Origin of the sequence: Wolbachia endosymbiont (group A) of Andrena helvola, from assembly GCF_964028415.1 — a bacterium.
GTDB lineage: Bacteria > Pseudomonadota > Alphaproteobacteria > Rickettsiales > Anaplasmataceae > Wolbachia > Wolbachia pipientis.
In genome coordinates, this window is record NZ_OZ034779.1 from 953,898 (window position 1) to 969,185 (window position 15,288).

General features: G+C 36.2%; 13 protein-coding genes and 2 pseudogenes. 5 read left to right on the forward strand and 10 right to left on the reverse strand.

From position 1 onward, the window contains the following. Nucleotides 1-51: 51 nt before the first annotated feature. From ABWU73_RS05000 to ABWU73_RS05020, 5 genes and pseudogenes are all read right to left on the reverse strand, one after another. Nucleotides 52-3,510: a cytoplasmic incompatibility factor CifB gene (locus ABWU73_RS05000; RefSeq protein ID WP_341810169.1), complete on the reverse strand. Its 3,459-nt coding sequence runs from the start codon at nt 3,508-3,510 to the stop codon at nt 52-54. Between the two features lie 13 nt (nt 3,511-3,523). Next, nucleotides 3,524-4,975, reverse strand: coding sequence for a cytoplasmic incompatibility factor CifA (locus ABWU73_RS05005; RefSeq protein ID WP_341810168.1), 1,452 nt, complete (start codon nt 4,973-4,975; stop codon nt 3,524-3,526). 108 nt (nt 4,976-5,083) lie between these two features. Continuing rightward, nucleotides 5,084-5,281 carry a hypothetical protein gene (locus ABWU73_RS05010; RefSeq protein WP_341810312.1) on the reverse strand — a complete coding sequence of 66 codons (198 nt, stop codon included), beginning with the start codon at nt 5,279-5,281 and terminating at the stop codon, nt 5,084-5,086. Then, complete coding sequence (locus tag ABWU73_RS05015; RefSeq protein WP_341810167.1) at nt 5,257-5,796, reverse strand: pyrimidine dimer DNA glycosylase/endonuclease V; 540 nt, start codon at nt 5,794-5,796, stop codon at nt 5,257-5,259. The genes ABWU73_RS05010 and ABWU73_RS05015 overlap by 25 nt, the downstream gene beginning before the upstream one ends. A 20-nt stretch (nt 5,797-5,816) precedes the next feature. Beyond that, nucleotides 5,817-5,954 (reverse strand): annotated as a pseudogene (locus tag ABWU73_RS05020) (transposase); the annotation flags it as partial. Nucleotides 5,955-6,154: 200 nt separating this feature from the next. Between ABWU73_RS05020 and ABWU73_RS05025 the strand changes: the two are divergent. Beyond that, nucleotides 6,155-7,093 (forward strand): IS110 family transposase, encoded by a 939-nt coding sequence (locus ABWU73_RS05025; protein WP_353285461.1) that lies wholly within the window; start codon nt 6,155-6,157, stop codon nt 7,091-7,093. Here the strand turns inward: ABWU73_RS05025 and ABWU73_RS05030 are convergent. From ABWU73_RS05030 to ABWU73_RS05050, 5 genes and pseudogenes are all read right to left on the reverse strand, one after another. Next, nucleotides 7,056-7,751 (reverse strand): Rpn family recombination-promoting nuclease/putative transposase, encoded by a 696-nt coding sequence (locus ABWU73_RS05030; RefSeq protein ID WP_341810165.1) that lies wholly within the window; start codon nt 7,749-7,751, stop codon nt 7,056-7,058. The genes ABWU73_RS05025 and ABWU73_RS05030 overlap by 38 nt on opposite strands. Beyond that, nucleotides 7,748-9,154, reverse strand: a complete 1,407-nt coding sequence (gene ltrA / locus ABWU73_RS05035) for a group II intron reverse transcriptase/maturase (RefSeq protein ID WP_353285462.1) — start codon at nt 9,152-9,154, stop codon at nt 7,748-7,750. Before ltrA ends, ABWU73_RS05030 begins: the two co-directional genes overlap by 4 nt. Then, nucleotides 9,151-9,297 (reverse strand): reverse transcriptase N-terminal domain-containing protein, encoded by a 147-nt coding sequence (locus ABWU73_RS05040; protein WP_353285463.1) that lies wholly within the window; start codon nt 9,295-9,297, stop codon nt 9,151-9,153. The genes ltrA and ABWU73_RS05040 overlap by 4 nt, the downstream gene beginning before the upstream one ends. Before the next feature lie 37 nt (nt 9,298-9,334). Next, on the reverse strand, nt 9,335-9,478 hold the full coding sequence (locus ABWU73_RS05045) for a hypothetical protein (protein ID WP_173862902.1): 144 nt from the start codon (nt 9,476-9,478) through the stop codon (nt 9,335-9,337). Nucleotides 9,479-9,932: 454 nt separating this feature from the next. Beyond that, nucleotides 9,933-10,178 (reverse strand): annotated as a pseudogene (locus tag ABWU73_RS05050) (PD-(D/E)XK nuclease family transposase); the annotation flags it as partial. Between the two features lie 329 nt (nt 10,179-10,507). Between ABWU73_RS05050 and ABWU73_RS05055 the strand changes: the two are divergent. From ABWU73_RS05055 to ABWU73_RS05070, 4 genes are all read left to right on the forward strand, one after another. Next, complete coding sequence (locus ABWU73_RS05055; protein ID WP_341810164.1) at nt 10,508-11,422, forward strand: helix-turn-helix domain-containing protein; 915 nt, start codon at nt 10,508-10,510, stop codon at nt 11,420-11,422. 185 nt (nt 11,423-11,607) lie between these two features. Beyond that, nucleotides 11,608-12,276, forward strand: a complete 669-nt coding sequence (locus tag ABWU73_RS05060; RefSeq protein WP_341810163.1) for a RadC family protein — start codon at nt 11,608-11,610, stop codon at nt 12,274-12,276. A gap of 316 nt (nt 12,277-12,592) precedes the next feature. Further along, nucleotides 12,593-13,927, forward strand: coding sequence for a hypothetical protein (locus ABWU73_RS05065; RefSeq protein WP_341810162.1), 1,335 nt, complete (start codon nt 12,593-12,595; stop codon nt 13,925-13,927). Between the two features lie 53 nt (nt 13,928-13,980). After that, nucleotides 13,981-15,069, forward strand: coding sequence for an IS481 family transposase (locus ABWU73_RS05070; protein WP_264329420.1), 1,089 nt, complete (start codon nt 13,981-13,983; stop codon nt 15,067-15,069). The last annotated feature ends 219 nt before the right edge of the window (nt 15,070-15,288 follow it).

The following is a 15,288-nucleotide window of genomic DNA, read 5'->3' on the forward strand; positions in this document are numbered from 1 at the left end:
AACTATTACACATAAGGTTTTTGTTACACTCCTTTCATCTACCGATTACCTCTACCTACCGCCTTTACCTTTGCTAAGGTCAGAAACACGACTAGCTTCAGGACTTTCTAAGCTCGACTGTGGCAGGTCACCAAAATTACTGGAATCACTAACACCAAGCGATATAGGTGCTTCTACTAATCCATACCCTCCTCCTACTCTGTGATATCCTAATTCTAGATAAGTACGTAGCAATGGATCAATTTGTTCTCTATTTTGAATGTATGCTTGCAATTGCACATCTTGAAATCCCGGATCATTCCTGAATAATTGTGAAATGCCCACTCTTATGTTCTGAAAGTAATTTCTATCTCTGTTTGGGAGGCCTCTTCCAAGAAAATCGCGTATTATATTTATGATATTCTGCACTTGCCCAATATGATTTTCGTTTAGAACTCGATTAATATCACTAGCATTTTCTAATGCCCATAAACCACAATTCCAACCATCTGTTTGCTGACGAACAGAAACATTATTAATCCTGATATTATTTCCTAAGTTATTTTGAATGATATCGGTAATACCACCTGGAACAGCAGTAGCAGTTGAATCAGCATAGTACCCAACATAGTTCCCATTTTGACGTTCAATCACTAGTGTAACCCAATGAGTATTATTTAAAGTAATTATTAAAGTTAAACGCTGTTGTTCTTCATTTTCCCTAAATTGATTTAATACTCTAACAATGTGCTCGTTACCGTCATTCCTTGCCAAATTAGCTACTTCAAAAGTGTGATTACCTTCAGTACGAAGCTGATATCGCAATCTTCCAGCGTGAGCTATATCAATTTGTTGAAGCCAGTAATCATAATGTCCATTTCTCGTCGCAAATTCTAGTGTAAGTAGATCATTTACTTCTATCCCTTGATTTCCAAGAATATCTCTTATTTGTCTTCTTATCTCTTGTGCTGTAGGAATGGAATTATCACCTCCCCTTATTCTTGACTTTAATGTTTCTATTACCTGTGCTCTAGTACCTTGCAAGTAACTAAATGGAACGTGCAGATTATCATCTATATCAAGCAAAAAAATCGAGTTCTGTCCTGGTTTTCTTTCCGTGTAAAAGCGCCTGAAATTTTCACGAGTCTGATCTGATAATAGACCCTCTGGTGGATTTTCATCAATAACACTTTCAGGTCCCACTAATACTCCTGGTCTTGAGTCACGACCACCACGATCAAGTCTATGTACATACTCTTCTCTTCCTATTCCTTCTGGAATAGATATAAGACCTTCTACTCTCTCTGCACCTGCATTAAATATAAGAGGAAATAAAACCACCTCATTTCCAGAAGTAATAAGCAAATATCCTCTTTGCTTGTTCATAAGTTCTTTTATTCGATCTTTTGCGTTATTCTCCTTTTGTATTATTTCTTCTGCATTACCAGCAAATCTTAATATATATCCAATTGGATGAGTATCTGGATCATTTTCTGTAGGTTGCCTTAATAATAAAAGGTCTAATGTCTGTTCTGTAATTCTTGTGAGTATTACCCTTTCTCCTTCTTCTTCCTGCCCCCTTTTCAAACTATATGTTTGACCAATTTTATACATAGCAAGCACTTTATCAGGATCGTCACTAGCATAAAATACACCATGTAACATAGACCTAAACTTGTCATTGCTATCTACATCTATTATTGCATCACCGTTCATATTCTCTGGCATTAATACTCTAGAAATAGCCATCAGTAATACTCTATGCTGATCTCTATTTTGCCAGCCATCATTCATAACCCTTTCTGAAATACTATGTACATTTTCAGCATTAGGCACTTGTATAAGATCACCAGCAAGAAAATTATTTGCATTTTGATAACCGCGATATAAACCAAGATTATCTACACGGGTATTTAAGTGCACTTGATTATCTTGATTGTTAAGTATACATGATACTCTATAAACGTTAGGATTATTTCTACCAACATTAAGATTTTCTAAATTGATTGCCCCTTGTTGTTGCACATTGTAAGCTCTAGCGTCAAGTATGACTATAGGCAAACCTTGAACATGAAAGACCATAGTTAAACATCTTCTTAAATCTGGATCATCATATCTGAATATGTGTTTTGTTGCCTGCAACCTACTTCTTTTTCCATTCCTTTGTATTGGTATATACCCATTATCAAAAGCACTACTCCCAAAAGCAAAACCAGTTATACAATCAAATATTCTGTTATAATTCTCTGCATTCCTTGGTATTTCATTAGGAAGATGTTGAAGCAAGAAATCTCTAATATTTTCTCTAATTCCTTCATTCTCCAAACACTCAAATAATCTTTGTACTAAAGGAAATCTATCCTGTTGAAGTTCTACTGTATCAACCCTAAAAGGAATTCGATTTAAATTAAAATTTAATCCAACACAGACAGTATTTCTTGATTCAGTATGGATAGGTATAAATGAAAAAACATGCAATCTTTCAGCGTGACTTCTGGCGCGGTTTAATGCGATATTGGACGGTGCCCTTGTAGCAAGATTAATAACAATAGGAACATTTTCTCTTTCTGCTTGGTGACGTACAAGAAATGCAACATGTGAGTTTCTAGGAGATAAGTCAAGGTCAATGCCTATTGCGTAGTGATGACTAAAATTTGCTAAGAAACCTAATAAAAACCCGTGACTCTCAAACTTTTGACTGCGATTTTCAATATTATTTTCTATCTGCGCTCTATAATTATTATAGGTATCAGTTATATATTCTAAAATATCTTCTCGGAGAGAATCTCTTACATCTTGTCTTTGGTTGCTTGCTAGCATTTCTATAAAATCGCCAATTCTTTGTTGACTAGGTTCGACTCGTGCAAAATTGATCAACCTATCAAGCTGTTCACACTGATTTCGATTGAGTTGTCTCCTTTCTATTTCCTTAATTGTTAATCTGTGATCTTCTAAGAGCTGTCTAATAAGATTAATTTCAGATGCTGAATATTTGCCAAATTTATCTCTACCTCTAAGATCTTTTTCACGAATCACCTCGAATACTGTTGCAATTGCTTCTCCCTGACTCTTGCCCTTTCCATGCATGCATACTTTGTATTGCTCAAAATTTAGGTCTTCTTCCCTTAAATTTGGATTTTGCCCTCTAATCTCTCGCACTAGAGCATTTCTTTCCCTTGTACTGAACCTTAACCCATCACTATTAGGACGATCAGAAATACTGTAGCATCTGACAACTTGCTGTCCGTCACGATAAACAGCAACTTTTAGGTTTCCCGTATCTCGATTTTCACCATTACGTGGATTAACACCATGGTTATCAAAACGAAAATAGACCCTCTCATTTGCATTTAAGATATTAGCATCATGTGCAGCAGCAAATATACTAAAAAAGAATACAGGAAGGAAACGACCTGCACTTACATGATACAAGAAAGATGGACATTGATCTAAAAAAGATTCAAACCTTTGTCTGAAGCCTTCAAGATCTCCATCCACTAAACTCCTAATAAGTCCATCACCATTATTCATATAAGATACCCTTCTATTTTCTACGGCTAGAGACACCACTCATACTAGGAGCTTCAAACTTGGACTGCGGACCATCACCAGAACCATCAAGTGGCAAAGATGTTTTCTTACTACCATGAGCTTGAGATTGCGTCCGTAAATCATACCTAGGGCCATCACCTCCAGGAGGTAAAGTTGTTTTCTCTAACTCAGAAAACAATTCTTTCGCCAAATCATCGTAGTTTATACTTTCTGCCATTCCTTCTCTACCACACAATCTAAGGTTTTTTATTATCTTTTCCTTAAAGAACTCAAATCTCTCAGGAAAGCTATTTTTAGCAAATAACATCATATCTAGTATTTCTTTTTTCTCTACTTCTTTTTCCTCATCAGACTTATAAATGTCTTCTCGTTTCCAGTTAACTATCAATTCTGCAAGTACACCCTTTATAGGAATTCTACCATTCGAAGTATCAATAATAGCAGTCTTTTTGTATTCATCCAAGCTGTCACACTCCCAAATTTTCATAATAACAGACCTAGCTTGAGCACTTGACTCAGGATTTTTCAACATCACATCTGAAAGTGAGGAAAGAAGAAGCTTATAGTCTCGCTGTGAGAATATTTTGTCCGAACAGTCTCCTCCTGCTGAAACGCCTTTATAACACCAGCACTGTACCAAATCATGAACCGTATCAAAAAAACATGACTCTATTAATTCAGCAAGAAGGGAATATACTCCCTTATCTTTCTGCAGCAATTTCTGTAAAAGAGTATCTTTATCAGCTATATTCCTTACGCAAAAATCTAAAATAGGAGCATCTTTCTCAACAGATTGAACGCGGGACAGAGCAATAATAGCTTCCGTAAGTTTCTTTTCCTTATCTTCTTCTTTTAAATGATTATAAAAATACTCTACTCCTTCACTCCACTTAAGTTTTACAGCACTGTCAAAACCTTCTACTGCATCATACTGCTTTAATTCCCCAGATTCTCTATCAATCCAGAAACTTAATACAGGATCTTCCCTTTTCATACCGTTCAACAATGAGTTTCTTATGTATATGTCAGTTACAGGATTACCATAACCATCAACTGCATTCGAGGAAAAACTACCTTTGTAAGATTCAAACTGCTCTTGAAAGAGATGGTGAATTTTATCTACTACGCAATACCTACAAGCTATATCATATTCTGAAAGTGGATTATCTACCCCACCTATTTTCTCTTCAGTAAACCTTTGACCTAAAGCAGCATTATTTAATCTTATACCTGACCAGCAGTCTTCATCTTGGAACACTTCATGCAAAAACCTCAGCTTATCATCTTTAAAGTATTTTATGTGCTCCATAAAGTTATCTTGAAGGACTCCCACCCATCTCTTGATAGCTGACTTCCTCCCAGCAGCAACTGTTGGATCTGGATGTTTAATAGCTTCCTGTAATTTTTTGGACATCGTAGCCCGAAGCTCTTTCTGTGTTGGCATTAACCCCTCCTATTAAGTATTTATATAAAAAAGGCATTGTACAGACATTAGAATGGATTGCAATATTAAAATTACTAGAATAGAGGGTTTAATAAAAAAACGTTATGGCTAAAACTTCTTTTCTTGAATTTTCTCAATATAATCAACAGAAAACCCTGTTATTTCAGCAATAACATCAATAGAAACACCCGCCTTGAGTGAATTTTTAGCCACAGCAATTTTAGCCTGTTTTTCGCCCTCTTCCCTGCTTTTTTCATGTCCGATGAGGATGACTTCTGTGTTTATTGGCTGATAACCGTAGTGCAATGATTCCCTATTATCCAATCCGGTGCTTCTCTGCCCTTTTCCCACTTAGCAAATCTCATCTTTTCATGTAGGTAGTACTTTCTATAGGCTGTTATGGGACTACTACATTTATACCGGTCTGGCAATGCTTGTACAAAAGCTTGTATATCGGTTGATTGAAAAATGAGTAAATCCTTATTACTATCACACCAATCTACTATTTCTTCGGATTTATGCGTTCTTTTGTATCGCCAGGTGTACTCTTTACATAATTCTCTTCCGTACTCTATCAACCAACAAAAACTCCCTTTCGACTGTCTAGCCCATAAAGAGCAAGGATGGTTTTTGTGAGTAAGTTTATATGGAACTTCTATATTTTGGTTTGTGATACTGACAAAAGGATTTGGCGCTTTTAATGCGATTGAAAAAACACTACTAAGTAATTGAGCAGTTTCTAATGGCATTTTCACTATGTGCTTATCGCATAACATTCGTGCTGCAATTACTGGGTTTTCATCTAGTACAAAGATGTTCATCTAGGTGTCAAAAGATAAAATCAGATTAAGTCTTTGACTTCGTTAACTGTAAGACCAGTAGTTTGAGCTATAATATCAATAGAAACACCTGCTTTTAGTAGATTCTTTGCGACCTCAATTTTCTCTGCTTTTCTGCCTTTTTCATGGCCGATTTGGATTGTATATTAAATCAAAGTCGCAAGACTATAATGAGCAAGGAGTGATACTGTCAATTGGATTGATTGATAGAAATCGTAGGCATCTCAGTACACTCCTAGCTTTAAAAAATGGAGTACGAACGGTAGGAGGATCTAAAAGATCGAATCACAATTCTGTACAGCATTTACATTATTATTTGATTATATTTATAGGTACAAAAATGGCTAGAACAGTTTTTGTGGGTATTGATGTTTCAAAAGAAACACTTGATATCTCAATCAACAATAAACATCAGCGTATAGAAAATGCAGAGAGAGCTATATCTGAGTTTATAAAGTCGAAAATGGCTAACGTATTTGTTAAGTTATGTGTAGTAGAATCCACAGGAGGTTATGAGAAACTTGTAATAAAATTGTTACAAGAACATAACATAGCTGTTCACAGAGCTCACCCAAATCGGGTATATGCATTTGCAAAAGCCTGCAACCACTTTGCAAAAACAGATAAATTAGATGCAAAATTACTAGAAAAATATGCTGAATTTATCACAAAAAATGACGAAGTAATAGAATACATAGTTTCACAAAAGCAAGAAGAACTAAAAGAGCTAAGAGCAGTTGAGCGCAATCTAAACGATGAAGTTCATGCAAATAAGTGTCGTTTGCATAAGGTTACAGGAAAAGCCAGGGAATATATAGAAAAACAGATAGAATTTGCAAAAAAACAATTAGAGCAAATTAGGCAAGACATAGAAGATATAATAAACTCTGATCCTGATTTGAAGGAAAAAAGCAAACTGCTAACTAGCTATAAAGGTGTTGGACGGAAAACCGCAAGTATCCTACTCATAGAGGTACCTGAACTTGGTAGGTTAGATAATAAGGAAATAGCTTGTCTAGTTGGAGTTGCACCAAAAACTAGTGAAAGCGGAAGGAAAGTGAGCAAGGCCCAAGTCATAGGTGGCAGATTTTATGCTCGAAAAGCATTATACATGTCTGCTGTGGTTGCAATGCGTCATAATAAAAAAATGAAAGTATTTTACCAGCGTTTAGTTGACTCTGGCAAAGCCGCTAAAGTCGCTTTAGTTGCTGTAATGAGAAAAATCATCATTTGTTTAAATGCTATGATAAAAAACAATAATTTTTATCTTGATGTTTAAGACGGTAGATGCCTTCTTGTCTACCTTTTTCATGACCTACTCTAACACCTTCATCAAATTTTTCAGCAAAAGCAGCAATCTCATCCATTATACGCTTTTTCCTTTGCTCATATGCTAGTAATTCTTCTTCTGACCAATTAAACTTATTCATCTCTTCATAAGCTCGTTTTATTATTACGTCACTGCCAACTATTTTATCTAGGTCCTCTTCCCTTGTTTCTGCTGCATATCGAAAAAAATAACACCATTTTTCTACTATATTTTCTAGTTGATCTTCTTTCGTCTTTGTAAATTTTGGTAATTCAATGAATATGAAATAGAAGTCCTTTAAGTCATGCTCATTAGTATTCTCATCCCGAATAGTATGATTTGATTTGTACTCAGCCTTATCTGGAAAAATAATACAATCAGCAACAGCTATGAAGATAATTTCCTTGAGGTTATGATAATCATCCCCTTGATCAGCTTGACTTGAGTAGGCTTTAGCAGCATAATATTGAGCACGCTTTTCGAAACCTTTGGTCTTAGTGAACTGGTTAGGTAAGGAAGTAGTATTGCTACTACTCCCTCCCTTAGAAACGCAGCATGCAGGTTTCCCCACACTACGCTTGAGCCCCTTATCTAAGTCCTTCTTTTCTCGAACCGGCTTGTCCTTCATGATTCCTCAGAAAACATCATTCTTAATGGTGACACCAACAGTAGAGAACCTTCTCTTGAGAAAGAGCTTGCTAACATTTTTGTTTGTTTCACTCTTTCATCAAAATACTTTTTCCATTTTAAGTCAAGTGGATTTGCATCCGCCCTGATTTTAACATGTCGTCTGATAGGTATATCAATCAACCTAAGCAGTCTTAAATACCTTATCTCTTTCGGTTTGTTCTTGCATATGGGTGCAGCAAAGACCCATTGGCGTTGTTTCATTACCTTGAAGTAACGATTCTTTATCCAACGTAATCCTTTACGAGGATGTCTTTTCTTTGCCCATTTCCATAGAGCACACATAATTTCATGGTCTATTTTGTTAAAAGCTCTTTTCGCACACACATGGCTGTAGTAATTTCCCCATCCCCTTAATAGGGAATTGAGCAACTTGATTAGTACGGCCTGAGTGTTCGCTATGTTTGCCTTTATCAATGTACGTGCTTTATTAAGAAGTTTCTTAATACTTTCTTTTGAAGGTTTTATAATTAACTTCTTATTATACCTGCGTACATTACAACCAAGAAAGTCAAACCCTGTTGTAATAGATGTAATTTTTGTTTTCTCTTCGGAAAGGATAAGACCTCTCTCCTGAAGAAAGGACGATACTAGAGGTTTTACTTCATTTTCCAGTACTTCACGTGTGATTCCTGAAATGATAAAGTCATCTGCGTACCTGATTACATTTACTCCACTTCTGATTTTGCTTCTTCTTTTACTGCCAAGTTTACCAAATTGACTTTCCAATGATTTTTCAAGTCCATTTAGGGCTAGATTTGCTAGTATTGGAGAGATGATACTACCTTGTGGGGTACCTGCAGTTGTGGAATACAGAGTTTTTGATTCTAGGAAGCCAGCTTTTAACCAGCTATGAAGAATTTTCTTCTCCATAGGAATATGCTTCATGAGCCATTCATGGTTAATGTTATCAAAACACCCTTTAATATCACCTTCGAGTATCCATTGTAGTTGGTTACGGCTTGCCAGTAACAAGTGACAAGCCACAGTAGCGTCTGCGCAGGATCTTTTTGGTCTAAAACCATAAGAGTGACGATCACTGATCGTTTCAGCTATCGGTTCCAAAGCAAACAAGTATAATGCTTGCATGGCTCTATCTTTTATCGTAGGGATTCCAAGAGGTCTTCTTTTGCCATTAGACTTACTGATGTATATCCGTTTTAGCGGAGAAGGTTTGTATCCTCTTTGTTTTAATAGCTTTATTCCTTGAAATTTTGTGTTGCAAGTTGACCATATTTGACGATCTACACCTGCTGTGTTTTTTCCTTGGTTTTCAGTTACTCTCTTAACCGCCAAAGCTTTGCCGCTAAAAGAGCGTGTGAGAAGGTGTTGTAAAGTTTTCACCTTATACCCCATCTGCCTTGTTGGACAGCCTTAACAATACGCCTCTGTAGCCTCATAACAACTTTTTGGCATTTCTTCCAGGGTAACTGGTTCCATGCTTCGGAGTTATTGGTAGGTGCACTTACAGTTGTACTTGTAATCATCTGCTTTCCTACCTTAAGTGGTTAACAAAGTTTCTTGTCATGAGGGACCAAATGGAAGTCTGCTCGTTTTCACGCGAATTAATGTTACAAATTCTATCCATTTCGTTACAAAATGGCATTCGCTTTCTCCATTATCCTTTACCTGCACATCCATCAGCATTCCTTGCGGGTTGCCTGCCATATAGGCGAAAATACAGGCTTATCCTGTTCCTTTTGTCATACAATAGTGGGTTAGGTGACTTCTCTATACCGGTGGAATTATTATTTGCGTACATCCAGAAATGAAAAATGTAACTCATCCACATTACCTTTTGGTCGGAGCTTATCAGCATCTTTAGCTCTTTAATCGTTACGATACTTATGAAGCTTCACTTACGTTCACCATACCACTAAGCCTAGCCCTCCAACCACATGATGCTTGTAGTTTATGCTTTCTCTCACGATTGAGCATCTTCTTTATCAAGAGGAGGTTCATTGTCCGCGTCGCTCGGCACCAACTGGTTACCCAATTCGCACTGATGCGTAGACTCAGATGGCAAAACATCTGGTTCAATAAGCTTTAGAATCCTTTCAGTTTCTTTCTGAATGAATTCCTCTCCTTTTAAACAATATGACCGAAGGCTTTCAGGTCGCACCATTTCTATTATATACCTGGAGCCTTGAGAGTCCTTACAAAGAACATCAACAATACTCTGCTTTTTAGCGGCAATCTCAGGATCTAAAATGGTAGCTAAGAATTCAACATCGTGAATAGCAGTTAAGCCAGTAAAGCCTAAAATATCGTTCAAGAAATGAATGAGAATATCTTTGTTCCTCTCAGTACCAAATATTCTCTTGAAGGCGCAATCATTTCGTGCGTCAAGAAACTTCGAAAGAGCCATAACGAACTAACCTAAAAAGCATTAATAATTATACACAATTCTGAAGGAATATTCAACGTTTTTATTTTGGAAATCCTATTTTTTAAAGCTTCAAGAAAAAAACGACTGTCGGAGATGGCTCTAGAATCGCACTCAAGGTTTTAGGTGTCCTTTTTTTATCAACCCTTCTACCTTACAAGCCCAGCCCATGAATTTGGTGGTCTCAAACATACCTATTTTAGGTGTGAACTTTTAAAACTTACCATTTTAGCTTGTCACAGCGTAGGCATTTAATATACTAGTTTTCAACAGGCATCTGAGAGTTAGTTTGTTTATGTAAAAAAGAGTAGATGGTAGCCCCTGCAAGATACAAAATAGCACAAAAGGTAAGAAGCTGGAGGTTAAAAAGAAAATATACCATAAAAGACTTAGCAGACAAAACAGGTATAAACTATCATACGCTGCGAAGATATGAACTAGGGGTATGTGGCATTCCAGATGAAGAGTTACAAACAATAGCAGACGCATTATCAGTTAGTTTGAGTGATCTACTTCCTAGACAAAAAGTACTCAAAGAAAATCGTTGTTGTGATAAGACTCAATGGATGTCCAATTTCATAGAAAAAACAAGGGGAAGCAAGGCAATCTACGCATTAACCAAATCTATCCGAGCTGAGGAAGAAAGTGCTATAAAAGCAGCAAGAATAAGAATGGCAAAAAATATGCTCAAGTTAGAATTTGATGCTGATATTATCTACCGAGCAACAGGCTTATCAGTTGATGAATATGAAAATAAAGAAGAAAAAAGTTCTAAGCGTTCCAACAAAAGGGATGGAATGAAAAAGTGGAGGATAATACGGGGATATACTCAAGAGGAATTAGCGAAGGAGCTTGGTATAGGAGGTCCACAGATACATTACTATGAACAAGGAAGCACCATGTTCGGTGAGAGGTTATGGGAAATAGCAAGAAAATTATCAGTGAATGCTGAAGATCTGGTAACGGAAGAAAACTGTTGTGAAGACGAAGATACAGATAGTGAAGGAGAAAAAGAGCTATTAAGCTGGGCGAGAGAGTTAAAAAAAATTAACACTCAAGAATCACAAGATGAACTGGATATATGGGTAGAATTTTTATTGCAAAGAAAGCAAATTTACAAAGAGAAGATTGATAAAATAGAGGGAATGAAAGTTGCAAATAATTTACTCAAGTTAGGTTTTTCTACTGATGTTATTTCTAAAATAGTAACAACTTCTTTTACATAAAGGATTAATTTTCAATTAGATAAATAAGCATCTGTTAATATCTTAATTTTTTGATGAAAAAATAAGTAAAAAAGATTGAAAAATTGATTTGACTTCACTCGGAAGCTATGGCTTTATGCCAAGACTGCTAAAAAAGTAGCAGTAAACAATTAAAAACAATTTGTTATTAACGAGGAGTATATTTTATGAATAATAGTGAAAAACTTACAGAAGAAATAGAGAGAGTACTACAAAGCGGAGGAGGAAGTGCTCTATTTGATCGCGAAATAGTGGCAGTGCTTCTAGGAGCAGTTCATGACAGAAAGCAAGCACAAGATGTTACTAAAACTTTAATGGATAATTGCCCAGGAATAGGAGAAATTTTAGGGCGAGAAATCGATGACCTGAAAATGATAGACGGAATGACTGAACATGCAGCCGCAGCAATTGAATGTGTTAAAGAAGCTTACAAGAGGGCACTAAGAGAAGGGTTAAAGAGAGGCCCTGTAATGGATAGCCAAGAAAAGCTCATAGAATATGTAAGGGTAAGTATAGGCTTTTCAGCAAAAGAAGCTGTCCAGATAATATATTTGGATACACAGTACCGTTTGATAAGAGACGAAGTGTATTTTGGTACAATAGATGAGGTGCACCTATCTGAAAGGAAAGTGGTAAAAAAGGCATTATCAATGGAGGCAGCATCGATAATATTAGCTCACAACCATCCAGGAGGGAGTTTAGAACCATCAGAAGATGATAAAGTTATGACTAGAGAATTAGTGTCAGCGTGTCAAGGTGTGGGAATTGAGCTAGAGGATCACATTATTGTGACAGACAAAGGATATTGCAGCTTTAAGGAAAGAGAGCTGTTATAAACCAAATTTTTCAGGTTTGGGAAGTTTACTGCTAGTGGAAACAATACGAAATATGAATATAAGTGCTTTAAGGAAAGCATATTTCTATAGCTGAGATTTGGAAAAAGACATCACAAAAGTTGTAAAGCATACAAGATCTTTGTATAACTTGCATGTTAAGTTATAATAAACGAATAAAAGCCCAAAAAGCTCTATTCTTTTGTTACAAATAGTTGTAAATTATACAAGATCTTTTTATAATCTGTATATTAAGTTAATAGTAAAGCAATAAATTGCGCTATAGACTTAGATGATATGCTTAATGTAGGAGGCTTATATGACTACTAAAAAAACAGTATCATTTGATGATATAGATGGAAATACTTATGAATTAATCATTGATTCTAAAAAGTTACAAAATGGACTATCTAGTGCTATTGAAGGTATAAGGCGTACTGGCAAGAAAAACCAGAGGTCTAACTTTACAAACGAAGCAGGTAATAAGAATGATCTTAGCAGATTACCGGAAATATTTGATGCCATGGATCGTACTAGTAAAAAAAGCTGGTGGCCTGTCTTTGCAGGTGATAAGAAGACTCAGAAGCCTGAAAATGTGCCTTCCCCTAGAGATCTCGTAATCAACTTTGGAGAAGGACGTGAATTTTATAACACAAAATCTTCAAATCGTCAAAGTTCAAATCCATTTATTCCAGCTTTAAACAAGATAGAGCCGAGTGCAATTGAAAATGCAGAATTGATATGGTTTAAAAATGTAGTGGTAAAGGTAAAAAGTGTAAGTGAACTGAACAAAGTTGTAGATCAAGCACTAAATGCTGGAATCAGGATAAACGCATATAGTGAAGGACAGACGAGTTTTGCTGATGCAGTAATATTGAAAATGCTTTCAATCCCATGCAAAGAAAATGAGAAGGAAGATATAATATGTGAATTGATGCTAAGTGGAGCAATGTTCAGTTACGATCTATTGCAGGATAAGCGAATAAGTGAAGTTCATAACAAACTGTATCAAGAGGTTCGTCCACAGATAGATAAATGGCTTAAAGAACTGAGAGAAGTCGGTGAAAGTGCTATTGAAAATGAAGGGATCGTAGAAGATGTATGTATAGATAACAAAACATTTTTTATGAAATTTTCTGAGAATAGCAAAGTAAATGTTGCAAGAGTATTAGAAGGTACAAAAAATTTAGGTCTAACCACAGGGGAGATAAAATTAGGAGGTGATATTATAAAAATGGGTAATAGTGAAGTTGAAGTCAGAAGTGGAAAAGGAGGTGAAAGAAATTACACCGATATATCTGACAATAGTGCTTTTGAGATAACATTTCCCACAAGCATTGGTGGCTTAAGAATTGAAGTATACCATAATGCAGAAAATGACCATCAAGTACAGGTCAGGGTAGTAGATAAAGAAATGTGGTCTGAACTACAAAAAAGAGGCGAAGTAATAGGAAAAGGGTGCCTCTTTGGGGGAATGACAGTCAAAGAAGCGGTAGAAAAAGGAAGTTTCCCTAGGGATGGCAAGTGGAGTAAAGAGAAGGTTACAGAAGAAATAAAGGCGGTTAGTGGCTCAAGTGAAACACTATCGTGGGTGGATAGGACATGTGGAGGTAGCCAAGAAGCCTTTAGGTGTAATAGTTCAGACTTGATCTGACAGGCGAACAAAGTAAGATAAAAATATGAATAAATTTTAAAGGAGTGTCAGATATGAGTACAACACAAGAAAAAATACTAAAACCAAAGTTGGGATTGCTAGAACTTGCAAAGCAATTAGGAAATGTATCACAGGCGTGTAAGGTAATGGGATATTCAAGGGATACATTTTACCGCTTCAAAGAACTGTATGAAAAAGGAGGAGAAGAGGCTTTACACGAGATAAGCAAAAGCAAGCCATTATATGCAAATAGGGTATCGGAGGATATAGAAAAAGCAGTAATTGAAATAGCAATAGAATTTCCAGCGTATGGACAAGAAAGAGCAGCAAACGAACTGAAAAAGAGAGGAATTCTCATCTCTGCAAGTGGAATAAGATCAGTGTGGCAAAGAAACGATCTTGAGAATTTCAAAAAGAGGTTAAAGGCATTAGAAGCAAAAGTAGCTCAAGATGGCATTATCTTAACAGAAGAGCAGATAACAGCTCTAGAGAAGGCTAAGGAAGAAAAAGAGGCCCATGGAGAAATTGAAACAGAACATCCAGGATACTTGGGTAGCCAAGATAGCTATTATGTGGGTAATATCAAAGGTATTGGACGAATTTACCAACAAACCTTTGTTGATACCTACTCTAGAGTTGCTTTTGCTAAGCTTTATACAGAAAGGACTGCTATTACAGCTGCAGACCTTCTCAATGATAGGGTGATACCGTTTTTTGATGAACAGAAAGTATCATTGCTACGCATTTTGACGGATCGTGGTACAGAGTACTGTGGCAGACCTGAAAATCACGCTTACCAGCTGTATTTGGGGGTAGAAAATATTGATCATTCTCGAACCAAAGCTCGTTCTCCACAAACTAATGGCATCTGTGAAAGGTTCCACAGAACTATGCAAGATGAATGCTACAATATTATCTTCAGAAAGAAAATTTACACCTCTTTGGCAGAGCTTCAGCTAGATGTAGACCATTGGGTGCATTCTTACAATAGATCTCGACCGCATTCAGGTAAATATTGCTATGGTAAGACACCTATGCAAACCTTTTTTGATAGTATGCATATTGCTTATCAGAAAAATATTGATAGCATTAAACAGGATGCTGATTTTGGTTTTGACTTTGTCAATTCTTCTGTCAGTTAATTCACGCCTGTCAGATCAAGTCTGAACTATTACACTTTAGGAAACGTTAAACAAAGGACTTCCTTCTCAAATTGGACTGCGTAAAAGCTTTATATAAATCGCAGTCCAAGCCAAGCTCTTCCGATAAACATAAGCTAATTTAATCTTTTGATAAAGTAGCAAAAAGCCTTATAACAGATGTTTATTTCTGTAAAACTGCTGAGGCATCCATAAGATACA

What these genes read in the sequence shown, in the direction of transcription:
- ABWU73_RS05000 (WP_341810169.1), bottom strand. Translation starts at nt 3,510, where the DNA reads ATGAATAATGGTGATGGACTTATTAGGAGTTTAGTGGATGGAGATCTT.
- ABWU73_RS05005 (WP_341810168.1), bottom strand. Translation starts at nt 4,975, where the DNA reads ATGCCAACACAGAAAGAGCTTCGGGCTACGATGTCCAAAAAATTACAG.
- ABWU73_RS05015 (WP_341810167.1), bottom strand. Translation starts at nt 5,796, where the DNA reads ATGAACATCTTTGTACTAGATGAAAACCCAGTAATTGCAGCACGAATG.
- ABWU73_RS05025 (WP_353285461.1), top strand. Translation starts at nt 6,155, where the DNA reads ATGGCTAGAACAGTTTTTGTGGGTATTGATGTTTCAAAAGAAACACTT.
- ABWU73_RS05030 (WP_341810165.1), bottom strand. Translation starts at nt 7,751, where the DNA reads ATGAAGGACAAGCCGGTTCGAGAAAAGAAGGACTTAGATAAGGGGCTC.
- ABWU73_RS05040 (WP_353285463.1), bottom strand. Translation starts at nt 9,297, where the DNA reads ATGATTACAAGTACAACTGTAAGTGCACCTACCAATAACTCCGAAGCA.
- ABWU73_RS05045 (WP_173862902.1), bottom strand. Translation starts at nt 9,478, where the DNA reads ATGGCAGGCAACCCGCAAGGAATGCTGATGGATGTGCAGGTAAAGGAT.
- ABWU73_RS05055 (WP_341810164.1), top strand. Translation starts at nt 10,508, where the DNA reads ATGGTAGCCCCTGCAAGATACAAAATAGCACAAAAGGTAAGAAGCTGG.
- ABWU73_RS05060 (WP_341810163.1), top strand. Translation starts at nt 11,608, where the DNA reads ATGAATAATAGTGAAAAACTTACAGAAGAAATAGAGAGAGTACTACAA.
- ABWU73_RS05065 (WP_341810162.1), top strand. Translation starts at nt 12,593, where the DNA reads ATGACTACTAAAAAAACAGTATCATTTGATGATATAGATGGAAATACT.
- ABWU73_RS05070 (WP_264329420.1), top strand. Translation starts at nt 13,981, where the DNA reads ATGAGTACAACACAAGAAAAAATACTAAAACCAAAGTTGGGATTGCTA.